This window comes from Profundibacterium mesophilum KAUST100406-0324, assembly GCF_009835145.1.
GTDB lineage: Bacteria > Pseudomonadota > Alphaproteobacteria > Rhodobacterales > Rhodobacteraceae > Profundibacterium > Profundibacterium mesophilum.
In genome coordinates, this window is record NZ_APKE01000014.1 from 81,122 (window position 1) to 100,391 (window position 19,270).

The 19,270-nt window shown below is 66.1% G+C and carries 15 protein-coding genes; 11 read left to right on the forward strand and 4 right to left on the reverse strand.

Going from position 1 to position 19,270, the window contains the following annotated elements; translation table 11 throughout:
* Window positions 1-6: 6 nt before the first annotated feature.
* The 9 genes from pip to infB all read left to right on the forward strand — a co-directional run bounded on the left by pip (window position 7) and on the right by infB (window position 12,165).
* Window positions 7-978, forward strand: coding sequence for a prolyl aminopeptidase (pip, locus tag PMES_RS05380; protein ID WP_159964500.1), 972 nt, complete (start codon window positions 7-9; stop codon window positions 976-978).
* A gap of 81 nt (window positions 979-1,059) precedes the next feature.
* The gene (locus tag PMES_RS05385) at window positions 1,060-2,049 is read left to right on the forward strand and encodes an ABC transporter permease (RefSeq protein WP_159964501.1); all 990 of its coding nucleotides are present in this window, start codon (window positions 1,060-1,062) and stop codon (window positions 2,047-2,049) included.
* Window positions 2,046-3,218, forward strand: a complete 1,173-nt coding sequence (locus PMES_RS05390; RefSeq protein ID WP_159964502.1) for an ABC transporter permease — start codon at window positions 2,046-2,048, stop codon at window positions 3,216-3,218. Before PMES_RS05385 ends, PMES_RS05390 begins: the two co-directional genes overlap by 4 nt.
* 4 nt (window positions 3,219-3,222) lie before the next feature.
* Window positions 3,223-4,884, forward strand: a complete 1,662-nt coding sequence (locus tag PMES_RS05395; RefSeq protein WP_159964503.1) for an ABC transporter ATP-binding protein — start codon at window positions 3,223-3,225, stop codon at window positions 4,882-4,884.
* Window positions 4,885-5,004: 120 nt separating this feature from the next.
* Window positions 5,005-6,549, forward strand: coding sequence for an ABC transporter substrate-binding protein (locus PMES_RS05400; RefSeq protein ID WP_159964504.1), 1,545 nt, complete (start codon window positions 5,005-5,007; stop codon window positions 6,547-6,549).
* 231 nt (window positions 6,550-6,780) lie between these two features.
* Window positions 6,781-7,377, forward strand: coding sequence for a ribosome maturation factor RimP (rimP, locus tag PMES_RS05405; RefSeq protein WP_159964505.1), 597 nt, complete (start codon window positions 6,781-6,783; stop codon window positions 7,375-7,377).
* Between the two features lie 5 nt (window positions 7,378-7,382).
* Window positions 7,383-9,020 (forward strand): transcription termination factor NusA, encoded by a 1,638-nt coding sequence (nusA, locus tag PMES_RS05410; RefSeq protein ID WP_159964506.1) that lies wholly within the window; start codon window positions 7,383-7,385, stop codon window positions 9,018-9,020.
* 20 nt (window positions 9,021-9,040) lie between these two features.
* Window positions 9,041-9,673: an RNA-binding protein gene (locus tag PMES_RS05415; protein ID WP_159964507.1), complete on the forward strand. Its 633-nt coding sequence runs from the start codon at window positions 9,041-9,043 to the stop codon at window positions 9,671-9,673.
* A complete protein-coding gene (gene infB / locus PMES_RS05420) occupies window positions 9,670-12,165 on the forward strand; it encodes a translation initiation factor IF-2 (RefSeq protein ID WP_159964508.1) in 2,496 nt (831 codons plus the stop codon). The genes PMES_RS05415 and infB overlap by 4 nt, the downstream gene beginning before the upstream one ends.
* A 149-nt stretch (window positions 12,166-12,314) precedes the next feature.
* Here the strand turns inward: infB and PMES_RS16840 are convergent, their stop codons facing one another.
* From PMES_RS16840 to PMES_RS05435, 4 genes are all read right to left on the reverse strand, one after another.
* On the reverse strand, window positions 12,315-12,446 hold the full coding sequence (locus tag PMES_RS16840) for a hypothetical protein (protein ID WP_268892411.1): 132 nt from the start codon (window positions 12,444-12,446) through the stop codon (window positions 12,315-12,317).
* Between the two features lie 82 nt (window positions 12,447-12,528).
* Entirely contained in the window at window positions 12,529-12,930 is a 402-nt protein-coding gene (locus PMES_RS05425) for a (deoxy)nucleoside triphosphate pyrophosphohydrolase (protein ID WP_159964770.1), read from the reverse strand.
* A gap of 25 nt (window positions 12,931-12,955) precedes the next feature.
* Window positions 12,956-14,284, reverse strand: coding sequence for a bifunctional glutamate N-acetyltransferase/amino-acid acetyltransferase ArgJ (gene argJ, locus PMES_RS05430; protein ID WP_159964509.1), 1,329 nt, complete (start codon window positions 14,282-14,284; stop codon window positions 12,956-12,958).
* Window positions 14,285-14,296: 12 nt separating this feature from the next.
* Window positions 14,297-15,217 (reverse strand): peptidylprolyl isomerase, encoded by a 921-nt coding sequence (locus tag PMES_RS05435; RefSeq protein WP_159964510.1) that lies wholly within the window; start codon window positions 15,215-15,217, stop codon window positions 14,297-14,299.
* Between the two features lie 170 nt (window positions 15,218-15,387).
* Between PMES_RS05435 and secA the strand changes: the two genes are divergently transcribed.
* Together secA and PMES_RS05445 are read left to right on the forward strand one after the other, a co-directional pair.
* Complete coding sequence (gene secA / locus PMES_RS05440; protein ID WP_159964511.1) at window positions 15,388-18,153, forward strand: preprotein translocase subunit SecA; 2,766 nt, start codon at window positions 15,388-15,390, stop codon at window positions 18,151-18,153.
* A gap of 104 nt (window positions 18,154-18,257) precedes the next feature.
* Complete coding sequence (locus PMES_RS05445) at window positions 18,258-19,250, forward strand: hypothetical protein (protein WP_159964512.1); 993 nt, start codon at window positions 18,258-18,260, stop codon at window positions 19,248-19,250.
* The last annotated feature ends 20 nt before the right edge of the window (window positions 19,251-19,270 follow it).

The window sequence follows — 19,270 nt, forward strand, 5'->3', positions numbered from 1 at the left end:
TCTGTCATGGACAAGGTTGCAGGACAAATCAGCGCGGCGAGCTTCCTCTACCCGCGGATCGACCCGTTCGATCAACGCATGATGAATGTCGGCGACGGCCACAGCATCTATGTCGAGCAATGCGGCAATCCCGAGGGCATACCCGTCATCGTGCTGCATGGCGGACCGGGCGGAGGCTGTTCGCCGGCGATGCGCCGCTATTTCGACCCGACGGTCTACCGCATCATTCTCTTCGATCAGCGCGGCTGCGGCCGCTCCCGCCCCCATGCCAGCGTCGAGAACAACACCACTTGGGATCTCGTTGCCGATATCGAGCGGATCCGCGAGGCGCTGGGCATCAAGCGCTGGATCGTCTTTGGCGGAAGCTGGGGCGCGACGCTTGCCCTCGTCTATGGCGAGACCCATCCCGAGCGCTCGGTGCATCTCGTGCTGCGCGGGGTCTTCCTGATGACCCGGGCCGAGCTCGACTGGTTCTACGGCGGCGGGGCGGGGCAGTTCTGGCCCGATGTCTGGCGCAAGTTCGTCGATCCGGTTCCCCCGGAGGAGCGCGGCGACCTGATCGCGGCCTATCGCAAGCGCCTCTTCGGCGACGACATGCTCGAGCAGACACGGTTCGCGCGCGCCTGGGCGTCTTGGGAGAACACGCTTGCCTCGATCGACAATGACGGGCCCGGTGGCGAGAGCCCCGCGGAATATGCACGCGCCTTCGCCAGGCTGGAGAACCACTATTTCAGCAACCTCGGCTTTCTGGACCGCGACGGGCAGATCCTCGCGGATATCCATCGCCTCGACGGGGTTCCCGGCACCATCGTCCAGGGCCGCTACGACATGATCTGCCCGCCGGCATCGGCCTACAGGCTGCACAAGGCATGGCCCGGCTCAAGGCTTCACATGATCCCGCGCGCAGGCCATGCCCTGTCGGAGCCGGGGATCAGCAAGGCGCTGGTCGCGACCATGGATGCGCTACGTCGCGTGTAAGTTCACGTCTGCCAGGGTTTACAGACCCGGCCTGCCGGCTATGGTTACCAATACCGCTGGGAAAAGTTGGAGAATTCGCAATTGGGATCCGTAACACGCATCGTCGTGCAACGTCTTCTTCTCGGGATCCTGACGCTTCTCGTCGTGTCCATCGTCATCTTCACCGCCGTCAACCTGCTTCCGGGTGATTTCGCGCAGGCTGTTCTCGGTCAGGGCGCGACCGAGGAGGCGATCCGTTCGATCCGGCGCGATCTCGGCCTCGATCAGAACATCGTGCTGCGCTATCTCGACTGGCTCGGGGGCGTGGTACGGGGCGATCTCGGCGTCAGTTTCGCGCAGATGAATTTCCAGTCCAACATGGGCGGCGGCGAGATGAAGACCGTGGCCGCGCAGATCGCGCCGCGCTTCGGCAACACGATGTTCCTCGCGGGGGTGACGGCGATGATCGCGGTGCCGCTCTCGATCACGCTGGGCGTTCTGGCCGCGCTCTATCGCAACTCGGCCTTCGACAAGGGGGCAAACCTGTTCACCCTGTCGTCGATCTCCTCGCCGGAGTTCTTCCTGGCCTATGTCCTGATCCTCTTTCTCGCGGTGATCTACCCGGTGCTGCCATCGCTTTCCAACATCTACGAGGGGATGGGCTTCGGCGAGCGGCTCGAAAAGACGCTGCTTCCCGCCCTGACGCTGACCCTCGTGGTCACCGCCCACATGATGCGGATGACGCGGGCGGCGATCATCCAGCTCCTGTCATCGCCCTATATCGAGATGGCCCGTCTCAAGGGCATCTCGCCGATGCGGGTGATCGTGCGTCACGCCCTGCCCAACGCGCTGGCGCCGATCATCAACGTCATCGCCCTCAACCTGGCCTACCTGATCACGGGCGTGGTCGTGGTCGAGGTCGTCTTCGTCTATCCCGGAATCGGCCAGCTTTTCGTGGACGCGGTGAAGATCCGTGACATCCCGGTGGTGCAGGCCGCCTGCCTGATCTTCGCCGGTGCCTATATCCTGCTCAACCTGACGGCCGATATCATGTCGATCCTCAGCAATCCGCGCCTGAGGCATCCCAAATGACCGCTCTTCTCTACGTTCTGGGCGCCCTTGCCGCGCTCCTCCTTGCCGCATGGGCGATGCGTCTCGCGGGACGCGCGCTGAGCGGCAATCACCCGCGTTTCCGCGACATGGGTTTCGGCGAGGCGTTCGGCTGGGTCTTTGCCGCCGCGGCGCTGGTTTTCGCGGTCTGGCTCTACGGACGCGAGGGCGCCGTCTTCTTCCGCTGGGCGGTGCAAGGCTTCGTGATCTTCGCGCTCGCGGCCTGGCTCTTCCGTCTCGCGGGGCGGCACATTGGCACGGGGGGCAGCCGGAAACTCTTTCGCGCCATGCCGCTCACCGCCTCCTTCGGGGTGCTCGTGGTCCTGATCTACGCCATCCTCGCGATCTTCGCCGGCTTCATCGCGCCCTACGGGCAGGCCGAGATCCTCGGTGCGGCCAATGTCGTTCCGGGGGGCGATCCGGCGCTCGGTGGCAATCCGGCCTATCCGCTTGGCACCGACCAGATCGGCCGCGACATCCTCAGCCGCCTGATCTACGGCGCGCAGAACACCGTCGGCATCGCCTTTGCCACGACCTGCCTTGCCTTCGTGCTCGGCGGCTCGATGGGCTTTCTGGCGGCGACGATCGGCGGCTGGCTCGATCAGCTCCTGAGCCGCGCGGTCGATGTGCTGATGGCGATCCCCGCCCTGATCTTCGCGCTGCTGCTGATGACGATCGCCAGCGTCTGGTCGGCACGGCTGGGCGTTCCGCTCACCCTTTTCATGGTGCTCATCATCGCGCTGATCGACAGCACCCGCGTCTTCCGCCTCGCCCGCGCGGTGGCGGGCAACATCGTCGTCATGGATTACATCGAGGCGGCGAAGCTGCGCGGCGAGGGGCTCGGCTACCTCATCTTCCGCGAGATCCTGCCCAATGCGCTGGCACCTTTGCTGGCGGAGTTCGGGCTGCGTTTCTGCTTCGTTTTCCTGACCATCGCCTCACTGTCCTTCCTCGGGGTCGGCATCCAGCCGCCTCTGGCCGACTGGGGCACCATGGTGCGCGATCTTGCGCAATTCATCAATTACGCGGCCTTCGCGCCGCAGGCCGCCGCCGCCCCCCTGCTCGCGGCCGGGGCGATCGCGCTGCTGACCGTCGCGGTGAACTTCATCGTCGACTGGATGCTGCACCGCTCCTCGGGGCTGAAGGAATGACGAGATGAGCGACAAGAGCCACAGATCGCTCCTGTTGCGGGTCGAGGACCTGCAGCTCGAGGGGCGCTCGGACGAGACATGGACCCCGATCGTGAAGGGCGTGAGCTTCGATCTGCACAAGGGCGAGGTGCTGGGGCTGATCGGCGAGAGCGGCGCCGGCAAGTCGACCGTCGGGCTCGCCGCGATGGGCTTCACCCGCGACGGGGTGCGCATCTCGGGCGGCTCGGTCCTCTTCGACGGCACCGATCTTGTCACGGCCTCCGCCGACACCAAGCGCCAGCTTCTGGGCAAGCGCATCGCCTATGTCGCGCAATCGGCGGCGGCGAGCTTCAACCCCGCCCACAAGATCATTGACCAGCATACCGAGGCCCCGGTGCGCCACGGCGTGTCCGGGCGCAAGGAAAGCGAGGAGGACGCGATGGAGCTCTATGCCCGCCTGCGTCTTCCCAATCCCGAGGAGATCGGCTTTCGCTACCCCCACCAGGTCTCCGGCGGGCAGCTGCAGCGCGCGATGACCGCGATGGCCATGTCCTGCCGCCCCGATCTCATCATCTTCGACGAGCCGACCACGGCGCTCGACGTGACGACGCAGATCGAGGTCCTCGCCGCGATCCGCAAGATCGTCGAGGATTTCGACACGGCGGCGATCTATATCACCCATGATCTCGCGGTGGTCGCGCAGATGGCCGACCGCATCAAGGTGCTGCTGCGCGGCGAGGAGGTCGAGGAGGCCGAGACGCGGCGGATGCTCTCCGACCCGCAGGAGGAATACACCCGCTCGCTCTGGGCCGTGCGCAGCTTCAAGCGGCCCGCAAAGCCCGCCCCGGCGCTTGACGCGGTGCCCGTCATCAGCGTGCAGGGCGTCACGGCGGCTTATGGCAAGATGGATATCCTGCATGGTGTCAGCTTCGACATCCATGCCGGGCGCACCGTCGCGGTGGTGGGCGAATCGGGTTCGGGAAAATCGACGACGGCGCGCTGCATCACCGGCCTCCTGCCGCCGCGCCTTGGGCAGATCGAGTTCGAGGGAACGCCCCTTCCGGGCAGTTTCCGCGGACGCAGCAAGGACCAGTTGCGCCAGATACAGATGATCTACCAGATGGCCGATACCGCGCTCAATCCGCGCAAGACGATCGGTCAGATCATCGGCCGTCCGGTCGAATTCTACGGCGGCCTGCGTGGCCGGGCGCGCCGTGCCCGGGTGGAGGAGCTGCTGGCCCAGATCGAGCTCGAGCCATCGCAATATATCGACCGGCTGCCCTCCGAGCTGTCTGGCGGTCAGAAACAGCGCATCGGCATCGCCCGCGCCCTTGCCGCCGAGCCGCGCTTCATCATCTGCGACGAGGTGACCTCGGCGCTCGACCAGCTGGTCGCCGAGGGCATCCTCAAGCTGCTGGCCGATCTTCAGGACGAGCTGGGCCTGTCCTATATGTTCATCACGCATGATCTGGCCACGGTCCGCTCGATCGCCGACGAGGTCGTGGTGATGAAGGATGGCGAAGTCGTCGAGCAGGGGAGCAAAGACGACATGTTCACCCCGCCGCACCATCCCTATACCGACCTGCTGCTCAGCTCCGTGCCGGAGATGGATCCCGACTGGCTGAGCGAGCTTTTGAAGGAGCGCGGGCTCGAGAATATCGGCGACGCGGCGTCGGACAGGATGTGATACACCCGTCCCCGGCAGGGGGGGCGGCCAGGATGCCCTTCCGAGGGGCGATGAAAGACCCGGCTTTCGTCCAAGGGCGCACCGCCGGGAACCGATAACGAGACCAAGGGGAGAGAACTTATGACCAACATGTCACGCCGAGGCCTTCTGCGCACGGGCGCCGCCGCCTCCGTCCTCGCCGCCACCGGGCTTCCGCTCAGGGCGCAGGGCAAGAGGGGCGGGCGTCTGCGCGTCGGCATGAACGGGGCCAACACCTCCGACAGCTGGGACGCGCGGACCCATTCGGACATCTTCATGATCTCCGCCGCCCAGGGGGCGGTCTTCGACAACCTCACCGAGATCGCCCCGGATGGCAGCCTGCGCGGCGAGCTTGCCGAAAGCTGGGAGGCCAGCGAGGATGCGAAGACCTGGACCTTCACGCTGCGCAGGGGCGTCACCTTCCACAATGGCAAATCCTTCGGCGCCGATGACGTGATCGAATCGCTGCAGCTGCACGTGGCCGAGGACAGCAAGTCCGCCGCCAAGCCGATCGTCGCCGCGATCACCGAGATGAAGAAACTCGGCGAGCATCAAGTGCAGTTCACGCTGAATGCCGGCAATGCCGACTTCCCCTACCTGATGTCGGATTATCACCTGCTGATCTATCCCGCGGGCCAGCTCGACGAGGCGCTTTCCAAGGGGATCGGCACCGGGCTCTACCGCGCCGAGGCCTTCGAGCCGGGCGTGCGTTTCGTCGGCAAGCGCGTCGACAGCCATTACAAGGACGGCAATTTCGGCTGGTTCGACGAGATCGAGTATATCGCGATCAATGACGGCACCGCCCGGATGAACGCCCTGATGACCGGCCAGGTCGATGCGATCAACCGGATCGACTTCAAGACCGAGGCGCTGCTCAAGGCCAATCCGAATGTCCGCATCCTCGAGGTTACGGGCAACCAGCACTACACCTTCCCGATGCTCACCGACGTGTCGCCCTTCGATCAGGTGCATGTTCGCAAGGCGCTGAAATACGGGATCAATCGCCAGGAGATGGTCGACAAGATCCTGCTCGGCCACGGCCAGGTCGGCAACGACACCCCCATCGGCCCGGCCAACCAGTATTACAACGCCGACATGGAGCAGCTCGCCTACGATCCCGACAAGGCCAAGTTCCACCTCAAGCAGGCCGGCATCGACCGGCTGAACATCGACCTGTCGGCCTCCAACGCCGCCTTCAACGGCGCGATCGACGCGGCGCAGCTCTACCAGGCCTCCGCCGGTGCGGGCGGCATCGAGATCAATCTCGTGCAGGAGCCGGCCGACGGTTACTGGTCGAATGTCTGGCTCAAGAAGCCGTTCTGCGCGGCCTACTGGTCGGGACGGGCCACCGAGGACTGGATGTTCTCCTCGGCCTACGAGGCGGGCGTGCCGTGGAATGACAGCCACTGGGACGACGCGCGCTTCCAGGAGCTGCTGATCGCGGCGCGGGCCGAACTCGACAGCGACACCCGCCGCGGCCAGTATTACGAGATGCAGGAAATCCTGCGCGACCGGGGCGGCGTGATCGTGCCTATGTTCGCCAATTTCGTGGGCGCGCTCAGCACCAAGGTCGGCACCCCCGAGACGGTCGGCAACCTGTGGCAGATGGACAATGCCCGCATGGCCGAGCGCTGGTGGATGAACTGATCGCGCCCCGGCCGCGCGCGCCGCGGCCGGAACCCGTGCGATCTTTGCCCCCCCTTCGCGCCGCACCGCGCGCGGAGGGGGGGCGCCTTACCGCTTGCAGTTCGCGGCGCCCTGGCCTATATCCCGCACAACAGCGGCGCGTCGGGGTCCACACCCGATGATCCACCGGATCATTCCAACGGGCCGCGCGCCCGTTTTTTTGTGCCTGCACGCCAGTCCCGGAGGCCAGACATGTCAGACCTGATTGCCAAAGCCAGCATCGACCGCCGCCTTGCCGAGGTCATCGCCCCGGTCATCGAGGGGATGGGCTTCGAGCTTGTCCGCGTGCGCTACATGGGCGGCAAGACGCCCACGGTGCAGATCATGGCCGATCGCCCGGAAGGCGGGATCGAGGTCGATGAATGCGGCCGGATCTCCACCGAGGTCAGCGCCCATCTCGACGTCGAGGATCCGATCGAGGAGGCCTACACGCTGGAAGTGTCGAGCCCCGGCATCGATCGCCCCCTGACCCGCCTGAAGGATTTCGAGACCTGGGCGGGCTATGTCGCCAAGATCGAGACGGACGAGCTGATCGACGGGCAGCGCCGCTTCAAGGGCGAGCTTGCCGGGGTCGAGAACGGCGAGATCCTCATCGAGATCGAGCAGGGGACGATCGGCCTGCGCTTCGACTGGGTCTCCGATGCCAAGCTCGTGCTGACCGACGACCTGATCCGCGACGTGCTGAGGTCGCGCAAGGATGCCGGGCAGATCGACGAGAGCCAATTCGACGAGATCGAAACCATCATCGAGTCGGAAGACGATGCGCGTCTTCCCGAACAGAAGGACTGAGCCCTATGGCCATCACCTCCGCCAACCAGCTTGAGCTGCTTCAGACCGCCGAGGCCGTCGCGCGCGAAAAGATGATCGATCCCGGCCTGGTGGTCGAGGCGATGGAAGAGAGCCTCGCCCGCGCTGCCAAGTCGCGCTACGGATCCGAGATGGATATCCGGGTCAGCATCGACCGCAAGACGGGCCGCGCCACCTTCACCCGCGTGCGCACGGTCGTCGCCGAGGAGGAGCTCGAGAACTACCAGGCCGAGATGACGGTCGAGCAGGCGCGCCAGTACATGGAAGCGCCCCAGATCGGCGATGAGTTCTCCGAGGAAGTGCCGCCCGTGGAAATGGGCCGTATCGCCGCGCAGAGCGCCAAGCAGGTCATCTTGCAGAAGGTCCGCGAGGCCGAGCGCGATCGCCAGTACGAGGAGTTCAAGGACCGCGCCGGCACGATCATCAACGGCGCCGTCAAGCGCGAGGAATACGGCAACGTCATCGTCGATATCGGCCGGGGCGAGGCCGTTCTGCGCCGCAACGAGAAGATCGGCCGCGAAAGCTATCGCCCGAACGACCGCATCCGCGTCTACATCAAGGATGTGCGGCGCGAGCCGCGCGGCCCGCAGATTTTCCTCAGCCGCACGGCACCCGAATTCATGGCCGAGCTCTTCAAGATGGAAGTGCCCGAGATCTACGACGGCATCATCGAGATCAAGGCCGTGGCGCGCGATCCGGGCAGCCGCGCCAAGATCGCCGTGATCTCCCATGACAGCTCGATCGACCCTGTCGGCGCCTGCGTCGGCATGCGCGGCAGCCGAGTCCAGGCCGTCGTGAACGAGCTTCAGGGCGAGAAGATCGACATCATCCCGTGGAACGAGGATCAGCCGACCTTCCTCGTCAACGCGCTGCAGCCCGCCGAGGTGACGAAGGTCGTGCTCGACGAGGAAGCCGAGCGGATCGAGGTCGTGGTGCCCGAAGGTCAGCTCAGCCTCGCGATCGGCCGCCGGGGCCAGAACGTGCGCCTGGCCAGCCAGCTCACCGGGCTCGACATCGACATCATGACCGAGGAGGAGGAGAGCCAGCGCCGCCAGGCCGAGTTCGAGGCCCGCACGCGTCTGTTCATGGACACGCTCGATCTCGACGAGTTCTTCGCGCAGCTCCTGGTCTCCGAGGGCTTCACCTCGCTCGAGGAGGTCGCCTATGTCGAATCGGACGAGCTTCTGGTCATCGACGGCGTGGACGAGAGCACCGCGAGCGAGCTGCAGGCGCGTGCCAGCGATTTTCTTGAGGAGCAGAACCGCAAGGCGCTGGCCCATGCCCGCGAGCTGGGTGTCGAGGACAGCCTGGTTGAATTCGAGGGGCTGACACCCCAGATGATCGAAGCACTGGCGGAGGATGGCGTGAAGACGCTGGAGGATTTCGCGACCTGTGCCGATTGGGAACTGGCCGGTGGCTGGACGACCGTCGACGGGCAGCGGGTCAAGGATGACGGCGTGCTCGAGAAGTTCGACGTCTCCCTCGAGGAAGCGCAGGCCATGGTCATGACCGCGCGCATTCAGCTCGGCTGGGTCGATCCGGCCGATCTCGAGGCGGAAGAAGGCGAAGAGCCGGATGCCGATCCGGCCGAGGAGACGGTCGCCGGGGACGCCGGAACCAACTGAACCCAGGACGGGGAGACCACATGTCGCGAGGCGGCCAACAAAAGGATCGGGACGAGCCCGAACGGCGCTGCCTTGCGAGCGGCGAGGTCAATCCGCGCCGCGGGCTGATCCGTTTCGTGATCGGCCCCGATGACGAGGTCGTTCCCGACATCGCCGGCAAGCTTCCCGGCCGGGGCATGTATGTCAGCGCCGAGCGTGACGCGCTCGATCTCGCGGTGACGCGCAAGCTCTTCTCCCGCGGGGCCAAGCGGCAGGTCCGGGTTCCGGAGGGCCTCGTGGCGCAGATCGACGCGATCCTGCTGCGCCGGGTGCTCGACCGTATTTCCCTCGCACGAAAGGCGGGGGCGGCTGTCGCCGGCTACGAAAAGGCGAAGGACTGGCTGATGAAAGAGCAGGCCGCGATCCTGCTGCAGGCCAGCGACGGCTCCGAACGGGGCAAGACCAAGTTGCGTCCCCCGGGTGGACGGGGGTCCTATTTCGACATTCTGACCGGCCAAGAATTGGGTTTGGCTTTCGGTCGGGAACATGTGATACATGCGGCGCTTGCCGCCGGCGCGCTCGCTGACAGGTTCAGGGATGACGCAGTGCGGCTTTCAGGCGTTCGCGACAGTGTCGGTGGCGATGCCACCGGAAAGGTGAAGAAAACCCTATGAGCGACAATGACGGCAAGAAGACTCTCGGCGTTCGTGGCGGCGGTGGCCCCCGTTCCGGTCAGGTGAAGCAGAGCTTTAGCCATGGCCGGACGAAAAGCGTCGTGGTCGAGACCAAGCGCAAGCGCGTGGTGGTGCCCAAGCCTGCTGGAACGAAAACGAATGCCGGTGGAAAATCCGTCGGCGGCGATCCTTCGCGGCGTCCCGCCGGCATCACGGATGCCGAGCTGGAACGCCGGATGAAGGCCCTTTCCGCGGCGAAGGCCCGCGAGGCGGACGAGACCGCGAAGCGGGAGGCCGACGAAAAGGCCCGTGCCGCCGAGCGTGAACGCCGGCGCGCCGAGATCGAGGAAAAGGAGCGCGAGGAGCGCGAACGCGAGGAGAAGGCCAAGGCGAAGGCCGAGGAAGACGCCCGCCGGCTCAAGGCCGAGGCGGATGCGAAGGCGCGTGCCGCCGAGCCCGCCCCCGCGGCCCCGTCGCCCGCCGATGCCGAGGCGCGTGCCGCCAAGCCGCAGCAAGCTGCCCCCCGCAAGACCGACCGCGACAACCGCACCGACCGTCCGGCGAAGCCCGGAAAGGGCGGCGACGACAAGCGCCGGTCCGGCAAGCTGACCCTGAACCAGGCCCTTTCGGGCGGTGAAGGCGGACGGCAGCGTTCGATGGCCGCGATGAAGCGCAAGCAGGAGCGTGCGCGTCAGAAGGCCATGGGACAGAATATCGAGCGCGAGAAGGTCGTTCGCAATGTCAACCTGCCCGAGGCGATCACCGTTCAGGAGCTTGCCAACCGCATGGCCGAGCGCGTGGCCGACGTGGTCAAGTCGCTCATGCAGAGCGGCATCATGGCGACGCAGACCCAGACGATCGACGCCGATACCGCCGAGCTGATCATCGAGGAATTCGGCCACAAGGTCGTCCGTGTCTCCGACGCCGATGTCGAGCAAGTGATCGAACAGGCCGAGGACCGCGCCGAGGACCTGCTGGACCGTGCGCCGATCATCACCGTCATGGGCCATGTCGACCACGGCAAGACCTCGCTCCTCGACGCGATCCGCAATGCGCGCGTCGTGGCAGGGGAAGCCGGCGGGATCACCCAGCATATCGGCGCCTACCAGGTGAAGACCGAGAGCGGACAGCTCCTGACCTTCCTCGATACACCCGGTCACGCGGCCTTCACCTCGATGCGTGCCCGCGGTGCGCAGGTGACGGATATCGTGATCCTGGTGGTTGCCGCGGATGATGCGGTGATGCCGCAGACCGTGGAGGCGATCAATCACGCCAAGGCGGCCGGCGTTCCGATGATCGTCGCGATCAACAAGATCGACCGCCCGGCGGCCAATCCCGACAAGGTCCGCACCGACCTGCTTCAGCATGAGGTGATCGTCGAGAAGATGTCCGGCGAGGTTCAGGATGTCGAGGTCTCCGCGATCAACGGCACCGGGCTCGACCAGCTTCTGGAGGCAATCGCGCTTCAGGCCGAACTGCTGGAGCTCAAGGCGAATCCCGATCGCAACGCCAGCGGCGCTGTCATCGAGGCGCAGCTCGACGTGGGCCGCGGTCCGGTCGCGACGGTGCTCGTGCAGAACGGCACCCTGCGCAAGGGCGACATCTTCGTCGTCGGCGAGCAGTGGGGCAAGGTGCGCGCCATGGAGAACGACCAGGGCGAGCGCGTGGATGTCGCGGGTCCCTCGGTTCCGGTCGAGGTTCTCGGCCTGAACGGCACGCCGGAGGCGGGCGATGTGCTCAACGTCGTCGAGACCGAGGCGCAGGCGCGCGAGATCGCCGAATATCGCGAGAAGGCTGCCAAGGAGAAACGCGCCGCCGTCGGTGCCGCGACCACCCTCGAGCAGATGATGGCCAAGGCCAAGGCGGACGAGACGGTGGCCGAGCTGCCGATCCTGATGAAGGCCGACGTGCAGGGCTCTGCCGAGGCGATCGTCCAGGCGATGGAGAAGATCGGCAATGACGAGGTTCGGGTGCGCGTTCTGCATTCCGGCGTCGGCGCGATCACCGAGAGCGACATCGGACTGGCGGAAGCTTCCGGTGCCCCGGTCTTTGGCTTCAACGTCCGTGCGAATGCCAGTGCCCGCGCGACCGCGAACCAGAAGGGTGTGGAGATCCGATACTACTCGGTGATCTACGACCTCGTGGACGACGTGAAGGCGGCGGCATCCGGCCTGCTATCGGCGGAAGTGCGCGAGACGTTCATCGGCTATGCGCAGATCCGCGAAGTCTTCAAGGTTTCGAATGTCGGCAAGGTCGCCGGCTGTCTCGTGACCGAAGGCGTGGCGCGCCGCAGCGCCGGTGTGCGCCTGCTGCGTGACAACGTGGTGATCCACGAAGGCACGCTGAAGACCCTCAAGCGCTTCAAGGACGAGGTCTCCGAGGTTCAGTCCGGTCAGGAATGCGGCATGGCCTTCGAGAACTACGAAGACATCCGGCCCAATGACGTGATCGAGATCTTCACCCGTGAAGAGGTCGAGCGCAGCCTCAGCTGATCGCTGTCGGGACAAGTTTGAACCATGGAAGGGGCGGTGCGTTTGCATCGCCCCTTTTCGCATGGACGGTTGAGCCGATCGCGAGCATCTTTGCCGTGCCGTGCCGTGCCGTGCCGTGCCGTGCCGTGCCGTGCCGTGCCGTGCGGCGTTCAGTTGCGCGGGACCGGCGCCCCGCAGAAGAGACGGTTTCCCACCCTGACGACGGCACGCCCGTCGGCGAGAATTTCCACGAGCCGTCCCTGGATCGCGATGCAGCTTGCGATGGTGATGGTCCTGATCATCGTCCCTGTCTCCTGGCTGACGCCCCCGTTACGAGTGGAGCGTGGACCAGCATGCACGCAAAGCGTGAACCAGCGGTTAGCCTCAGAGCAGATCGATGAGTGCCGGGATCAGCGGCAGGTCCGCCGGAGGCATCGGCAGCGCACGCATGTCGCGCGGCCGTACCCATCTGAGCGCCTGACCCTCGCGCCCATGCGGCTGCCCGGCCCAGCGGCGGCATACGAAGAGCGGCATGAGAAGGTGAAATTCGCTATAGCGATGGCTGGCGAAGGAGAGCGGTGCGAGGCAACTCTCCCACGTGTCGATGCCGAGTTCTTCGTGCAGCTCGCGAATCAATGCATGTTCGGGACTTTCGCCGGGATCGACCTTGCCGCCGGGGAATTCCCACATGCCGGCAAGGGACTTCCCTTCGGGACGCTGGGCAAGCAGCACGCGCCCGTCGACATCGACGAGCGCCGCCGCGCTGACCAGCAGGATCGGAGCCATGTCATCGCCGCCCATGCCAGCCGCCTCAGGATCGGTAATCGGCATTGATCTCGATGTAGCGATGCGTGAGATCGCAGGTCCACACCGTGGCCGTGCCGGAGCCCAGGCCCAGATCGATTCCGATCGTCAGCTCCTGCCGCTTCATGTAGGCCGCGCCGTCCTCTTCCTTGTAACCCGGAGAGACCCAGCCGTTCTCGGCCACCGTCAGATCACCGAAACGGATGGCGAGGCGGTCGCGGTCGGCCTGTGCCCCCGATTTGCCGACGGCCATGACGACGCGGCCCCAGTTGGGATCCTCGCCTGCGATCGCGGTCTTCACGAGCGGCGAGTTGGCCGTGGCCATGGCGACGCGCCGGGCGTCCTCGTCATCGGCGGCGCCGGTCACCGCGATCTCGATGAATTTCGTTGCCCCCTCGCCGTCGCGCACAACCTGATGGGCCAGGTCGAGCATCACCGATCCGAGCGCCTCCTCGAAGCGGCGGCCCGCCACGCTGTCGCGCTCGGTGATCTCCTCGATGCCGCTTTGCCCGGTGGCCGCGGCGAGGAGCATGTCGGAGGTGGAGGTATCGCTGTCGACGGTGATGCAGTTGAAGCTGCGATCGGTCCGCGCCGAGAGCATGTCCTGAAGCACCGGACGCGCGATCTTCGCATCGGTGAAGATATAGACGAGCATGGTCGCCATGTCGGGCGCGATCATCCCGGACCCCTTGGCGATGCCGGCGATCCGCACCGGCTTGCCGTCGATCTCGCAGCCGGCGCTCGCGCCCTTCGGGAAGGTGTCGGTGGTCATGATGGCGCGGGCCGCCTGGCCGATCGCCTCCTCGCTCAGGTCGGCGCCGAGCGTGCCGAGCGCGGCGGTGATCCGGTCATGGGGGAGGGCCTCGCCGATCACGCCGGTCGAGGCGCTGAAGACCCGCTCGGAGGGAAGGCCGAGCACGGTCGCAACGCCCTCGGTCACGCGGGCGACCGCCTCGGCGCCGGAGCGCCCGGTGAAGGCATTTGCATTGCCGGAATTGACGATGATCGCCGCGCCCTGCGCGCCGTCGCCGCCGATCTTCTCCTGGCAATCGAGGATCGAGGCGGCCCGCGTCGCCGAGCGGGTGAAGACGCCCGCCACGCGGCTGCCCGGGGCGAGATGGACCAGCATCACGTCGGTGCGGCCGGCATATCGAACCCCCGCGGCGGTGGCGGCGAAGCGGGCCCCCGCGATCACCGGAAGATCGGGGAAGTCCGACGGCGCAAGCGGGGAGACCTTCACCGTCTTGGTTTTCTTGACCGGGGCAAGCCCCTTCAGCTCTTCTTGCAACTGGGCGATCTTCGCGGTGATCGCCTCGGCCGTGCCGGGGGTGCCCATATGTCGGTCCGATCAGTTGAGGATGCTGTCGTCGCGCAGCAGCGCGGCATCGATCCCGTCGGCGGCGGTCTTCTCGACATCGGCCTTGTCGGTGATGTCGGCGATGGCCTCCTGCACGGCTTCCTGCTGGATCTGGGCGGCCAGATCGTCGCGCACGTCATCGAGCGTCGGGGCGGGCTGTTCGCGGGTCTCGTTGAGCTTGACGACATGCCAGCCGAACTGGGTCTGCGTCGGGGCCGACACGGCGCCCGGCTCGAGCGTCTTCACCGCTTCCTCGAACTCGTCGACCATCATGCCGGGGCCGAACCAGCCGAGCTCGCCGCCATTGGGGCCGGAGGGACCGGTGGACTTCTCGGCCGCGAGTTCCGCGAAGTCCTTGCCGTTCTCGATCTCGTTGATCAGCGCCTCGGCCTCTTCCTCGGTCTCCACGAGGATATGGGACGCGTTCCACTCGGTCTGCGCCTCGCTGCCGGCATAGGTCTCGTCATAGGCCGCCTGCAGTGCCTCGTCGGTAACCGCCTCGTCGGCGACGGCCTGGATCCGCTCGCCGGCCAGCAGGGCGCGGCGCTCGTTCTCGAGCATCAGCTCCGCACGCCCCGACAGGGCCGCGTCGCTGCTGAGCGCGGTCTGCTGGATGAGCTGCTCGAGAATGCCGTCCCACAGCGCCTGGTCCGGCATCTGCTGATATTGCTCGGGGAGGCGCTCGCGCATCACGATCATGTGGCCCAGGGTGATCGGGGTGCCGTTCACGGTGGCGACGACCGTGGCCGCATCGGGGGTCGCGGCGGTATCGGTGGCGGCATCGCTCGCGGTATCGGTCGTTGCCTGATCCTGAGTGGCCTGATCCTGGGCGGTCTGTTCCTGCGCGAAGACCGGCATGGCGAAGCTCGCCGCGATCAATCCGGCACCGGTCAGAGTACGAATATTCGACATTGTGATGGTCCTTCCTTCCGGCCCCCCTCGGGGGGCTGACATTGACACTGTGCAAGGCCCCCCTTACATCGCGAGAAGCCGCGAGGAGGGGCCGTTTCTTGCAGCCTGTCTATGCGGGCCTGCCGTTACGGGCAAGCCGGTCCCCTCACACGATGCCGTCAGGAGTGCACATGCTGGGTCTGGGAACTGTCGCGAAGAAGGTGTTCGGAACGCCGAACGATCGCAAGATCAAGGCAACGCGTCCGCTGGTCGAGAAGATCAACGCGCTCGAGCCGGAATTCGAGGCGCTGAGCGACGAGGAAATCAAGGCGCGCACCGCCAGCCTGATGGACCGTGCCGCCGGCGGCGAGAGCCTCGACGCGCTGCTTCCCGAAGCCTTCGCCAACTGCCGCGAGGCGGCGCGCCGGGCGCTCGGGCTGCGGGCCTTCGACACGCAGCTGATGGGCGGCATCTTCCTGCATCAGGGCAATATCTCGGAGATGAAGACCGGCGAGGGCAAGACCCTCGTGGCGACGTTCCCCGCCTATCTCAACGCGCTCGTGAACAAGGGCGTGCACATCGTCACGGTGAACGACTACCTCGCCCGGCGCGACGCGGAATGGATGAGCAAGGTCTACGGCGCCCTCGGGATGAGCTGCGGCGTGGTCTACCCGCAGCAGCCCGAGAAGGAGAAGCGCGAGGCCTATGGCTGCCACGTGACCTACGCCACCAACAACGAGCTGGGCTTCGATTACCTGCGCGACAACATGAAGTCCGAGCTCAAGGACATGCATCAGCGCGATCATTACTACGCGATCGTCGACGAGGTCGATTCGATCCTGATCGACGAGGCGCGCACGCCGCTCATCATTTCCGGGCCCAGCGAGGACCGCTCCGAGCTCTACCGCGTGATCGACGCGGTGATCCCGCTGCTGCAGGAAAGCCATTACTCGCTCGACGAGAAGACGCGGAACGTCAACTACACCGACGAGGGCAACGAGTTTCTCGAGACGCACCTGTCGGAGGCGGGGATCCTGCCCGAGGGGCAGACCCTCTACGATCCCGAGAGCACCACGATCGTCCACCACGTCAACCAGGGCCTGCGCGCGCACAAGCTGTTCCAGCGCGACAAGGACTATATCGTGCGCGACGACGAGGTCGTGCTGATCGACGAGTTCACGGGGCGGATGATGACCGGACGGCGCCTGTCCGACGGTCTGCACCAGGCGATCGAGGCCAAGGAGAACGTCAAGATCCAGCCCGAGAACGTCACCCTCGCCAGCGTGACCTTCCAGAACTATTTCCGTCTCTACGACAAGTTGGCCGGGATGACCGGCACGGCGACGACCGAGGCCGAGGAATTCGCCGAGATCTACAAGCTCGGAGTGGTCGAGGTGCCGACCAACCGTCCCATCGCCCGCGTCGACGAGCATGACGCCGTCTATCGCACGGCGCGCGAGAAATACGCCGCCATCGTCGAGGCGATCAAGGAGGCTCATGCGAAGGGCCAGCCGGTCCTCGTCGGGACGACCTCGATCGACAAGTCCGAATTGCTGTCGAACCTGCTCAAGCAGGAAAGCCTGCCGCATAACGTGCTCAATGCCCGCCAGCACGAGCAGGAGGCGCAGATCGTCGCCGATGCCGGCAAGGTCGGGGCGATCACCATCGCCACCAACATGGCCGGCCGCGGCACCGACATCCAGCTTGGCGGCAATGTCGACATGAAGGTGATGCAGGCGCTCGATGCCGATCCCGACGCCGATCCGGAGGAGCTGCGCCAGCGGATGCAGGCCGAGGTCGCCGAGGAGAAGGCGCGCGTCAAGGAGGTGGGCGGTCTCTTCGTCCTCGCCACCGAGCGCCACGAGAGCCGCCGCATCGACAACCAGCTTCGCGGCCGCTCGGGCCGCCAGGGCGATCCGGGCCGCTCGTCCTTCTTCCTCAGCCTCGAGGATGACCTGATGCGCATCTTCGGCTCGGAGCGGCTGGAGAACGTGCTCTCCAAGCTGGGCATGAAGGAAGGCGAGGCGATCGTTCATCCCTGGGTCAACAAGTCGCTCGAAAAGGCACAGGCGAAGGTCGAGGGGCGCAACTTCGACATCCGCAAGCAGCTCCTGAAGTTCGACGACGTGATGAACGACCAGCGCAAGGTGATCTTCGGACAGCGCCGCGAGATCATGGAGGCCAATGATCTCGAAGAGATCGTCGCCGACATGCGTCACCAGGTGATCGACGACCTGGTCGAGCAATACATCCCGCCGCGCAGCTATGCCGATCAGTGGGACGGCGAGGGGCTCTATGTCGCCGCGATGGAGCGGATCGGCGTGGATGTTCCGGTCATCGCCTGGACCGAGGAGGACGGCGTCGACGAGCAGACCATCCGCGAGCGGCTCTACGAGGCCTCCGACAAGCTGATGGCCGAGAAGACCGAAGCCTTCGGGAAGACCTCCATGCGGATGATCGAGAAGCAGATGCTGCTTCAGGCGATCGATAGCAAGTGGCGCGAGCATCTGCTGACGCTCGAGCATCTGCGCTCCGTCGTCGGCTTCCGCGGCTATGCGCAGCGTGATCCGCTCAACGAGTACAAGACCGAGGCCTTCCAGCTCTTCGAGCACATGCTCGAGAGCCTGCGCAGCGAGGTGACCACCAAGCTCGCGCAGATCCGGCCGATGAACCGCGAAGAGCAGGAAGAGATGTACGCCCAGATCGAGGCGCAACGCGAGGCCATGCGCAAGCAGCTCGAGGAGAAATATGCGGCCGAGGATGCCGCTCAGGGCTCCGGCGGCACCTCCGCGGCCGTCCGCACGGCGCCCGACGGTGCGGCGCAGCCGGCAACCGGAAGCGCCCGTCCCGACTTCGACGAGGCCGATCCGGCGACCTGGGGAAATCCCGGCCGCAACGATTCCTGTCCCTGCGGCTCCGGCAAGAAGTTCAAGCACTGCCACGGCGTCCTCGCCTGACCCGGCCGGGCGCCCGCGGCTGACGCCGAAGCGCCTGACCGCCGCCACAGCTTCGGCGGAATCGCCCATCATGGTTAAACCCGATCGCAGGAAAGGGTCATGCCATGCAGAAGCTCACTATCTTCTCCCCGCGCACCGCCGCTGTCGCCGCCGTGGTGGCGCTCGGCGTTCTGGCCGCTGGCGGCACGGTCGCGCTTCGCTCGCATCTGGGTGAGGCTGCGAGCGGCTTGGCACACGGCGCTGCGCGACCGGCAACCGAGATCGCCACGCGCGGCGAGAGCGCGGCCCTGCGCTTCTCGGTCGCGCCCCTTGCGGGTGGCATGCGCGCCGGTGCTCTGCCCCATCCGCCGGCGGAGATGCTGGTGCCGGCCCTCGCCGCGCCCCCCCTGCGCGCGCTGAGTGCCAGGCCCGCCAGGATGGAGGCCGCCACCGATTGCCGGGCCCATCTGGCGCTCGAGGCGCTCGCCGGCGCGCGCATGGCCGTCACTGTCACCGCCCCCTGCAATGGCAAGGCACGCATCGAGGTCATGCATGAAGGGATCACCTTCACCCAGGAGCTGAGTGCGGCGGGCGACTGGACAGGCATCGTGCCCGCCCTGTCGCCGCGTGCCAGTGTCACGGCTCGTTTGGGAGAACAGGCGCTTTCGGCAGGACCGATCACCATTCTCGATCACGCCGATTACGAGCGCGTGGTCCTCGCATGGGACGGGCAGACGGGTTTGCAGATCCATGCGCTCGAATTCGGGGCGGGCTACGGCACGGCCGGTCATGTCTCGGCTGCCAGCTCCGATGAGGGTGCCGCATCGGGCAGCGTCTTCCGCCTCGGCGCGTCCCATCTCGCCAATGCCGCGCAGGCCGAGATCTACAGCTTGCCGAAGGACGCGGCCGCGCGGCGCGGAACGGTGCGCCTCGTCGTGGAGGCGGAGGTCACGCCCTATTCCTGCGGCCGCATGGTGCACGGCACGGCATTCCAGCCCGCGCCGGACGGAACGCTCGGGGCGACGGAACTGCGGCTTCACATGCCCGAGTGCAACGAGGTGGGCGATATTCTCATATTGAAAAACCTGCTCAGAGACGTGAAGATCGCGGCGAACTGACGGAATGGTCGCGAACGCCC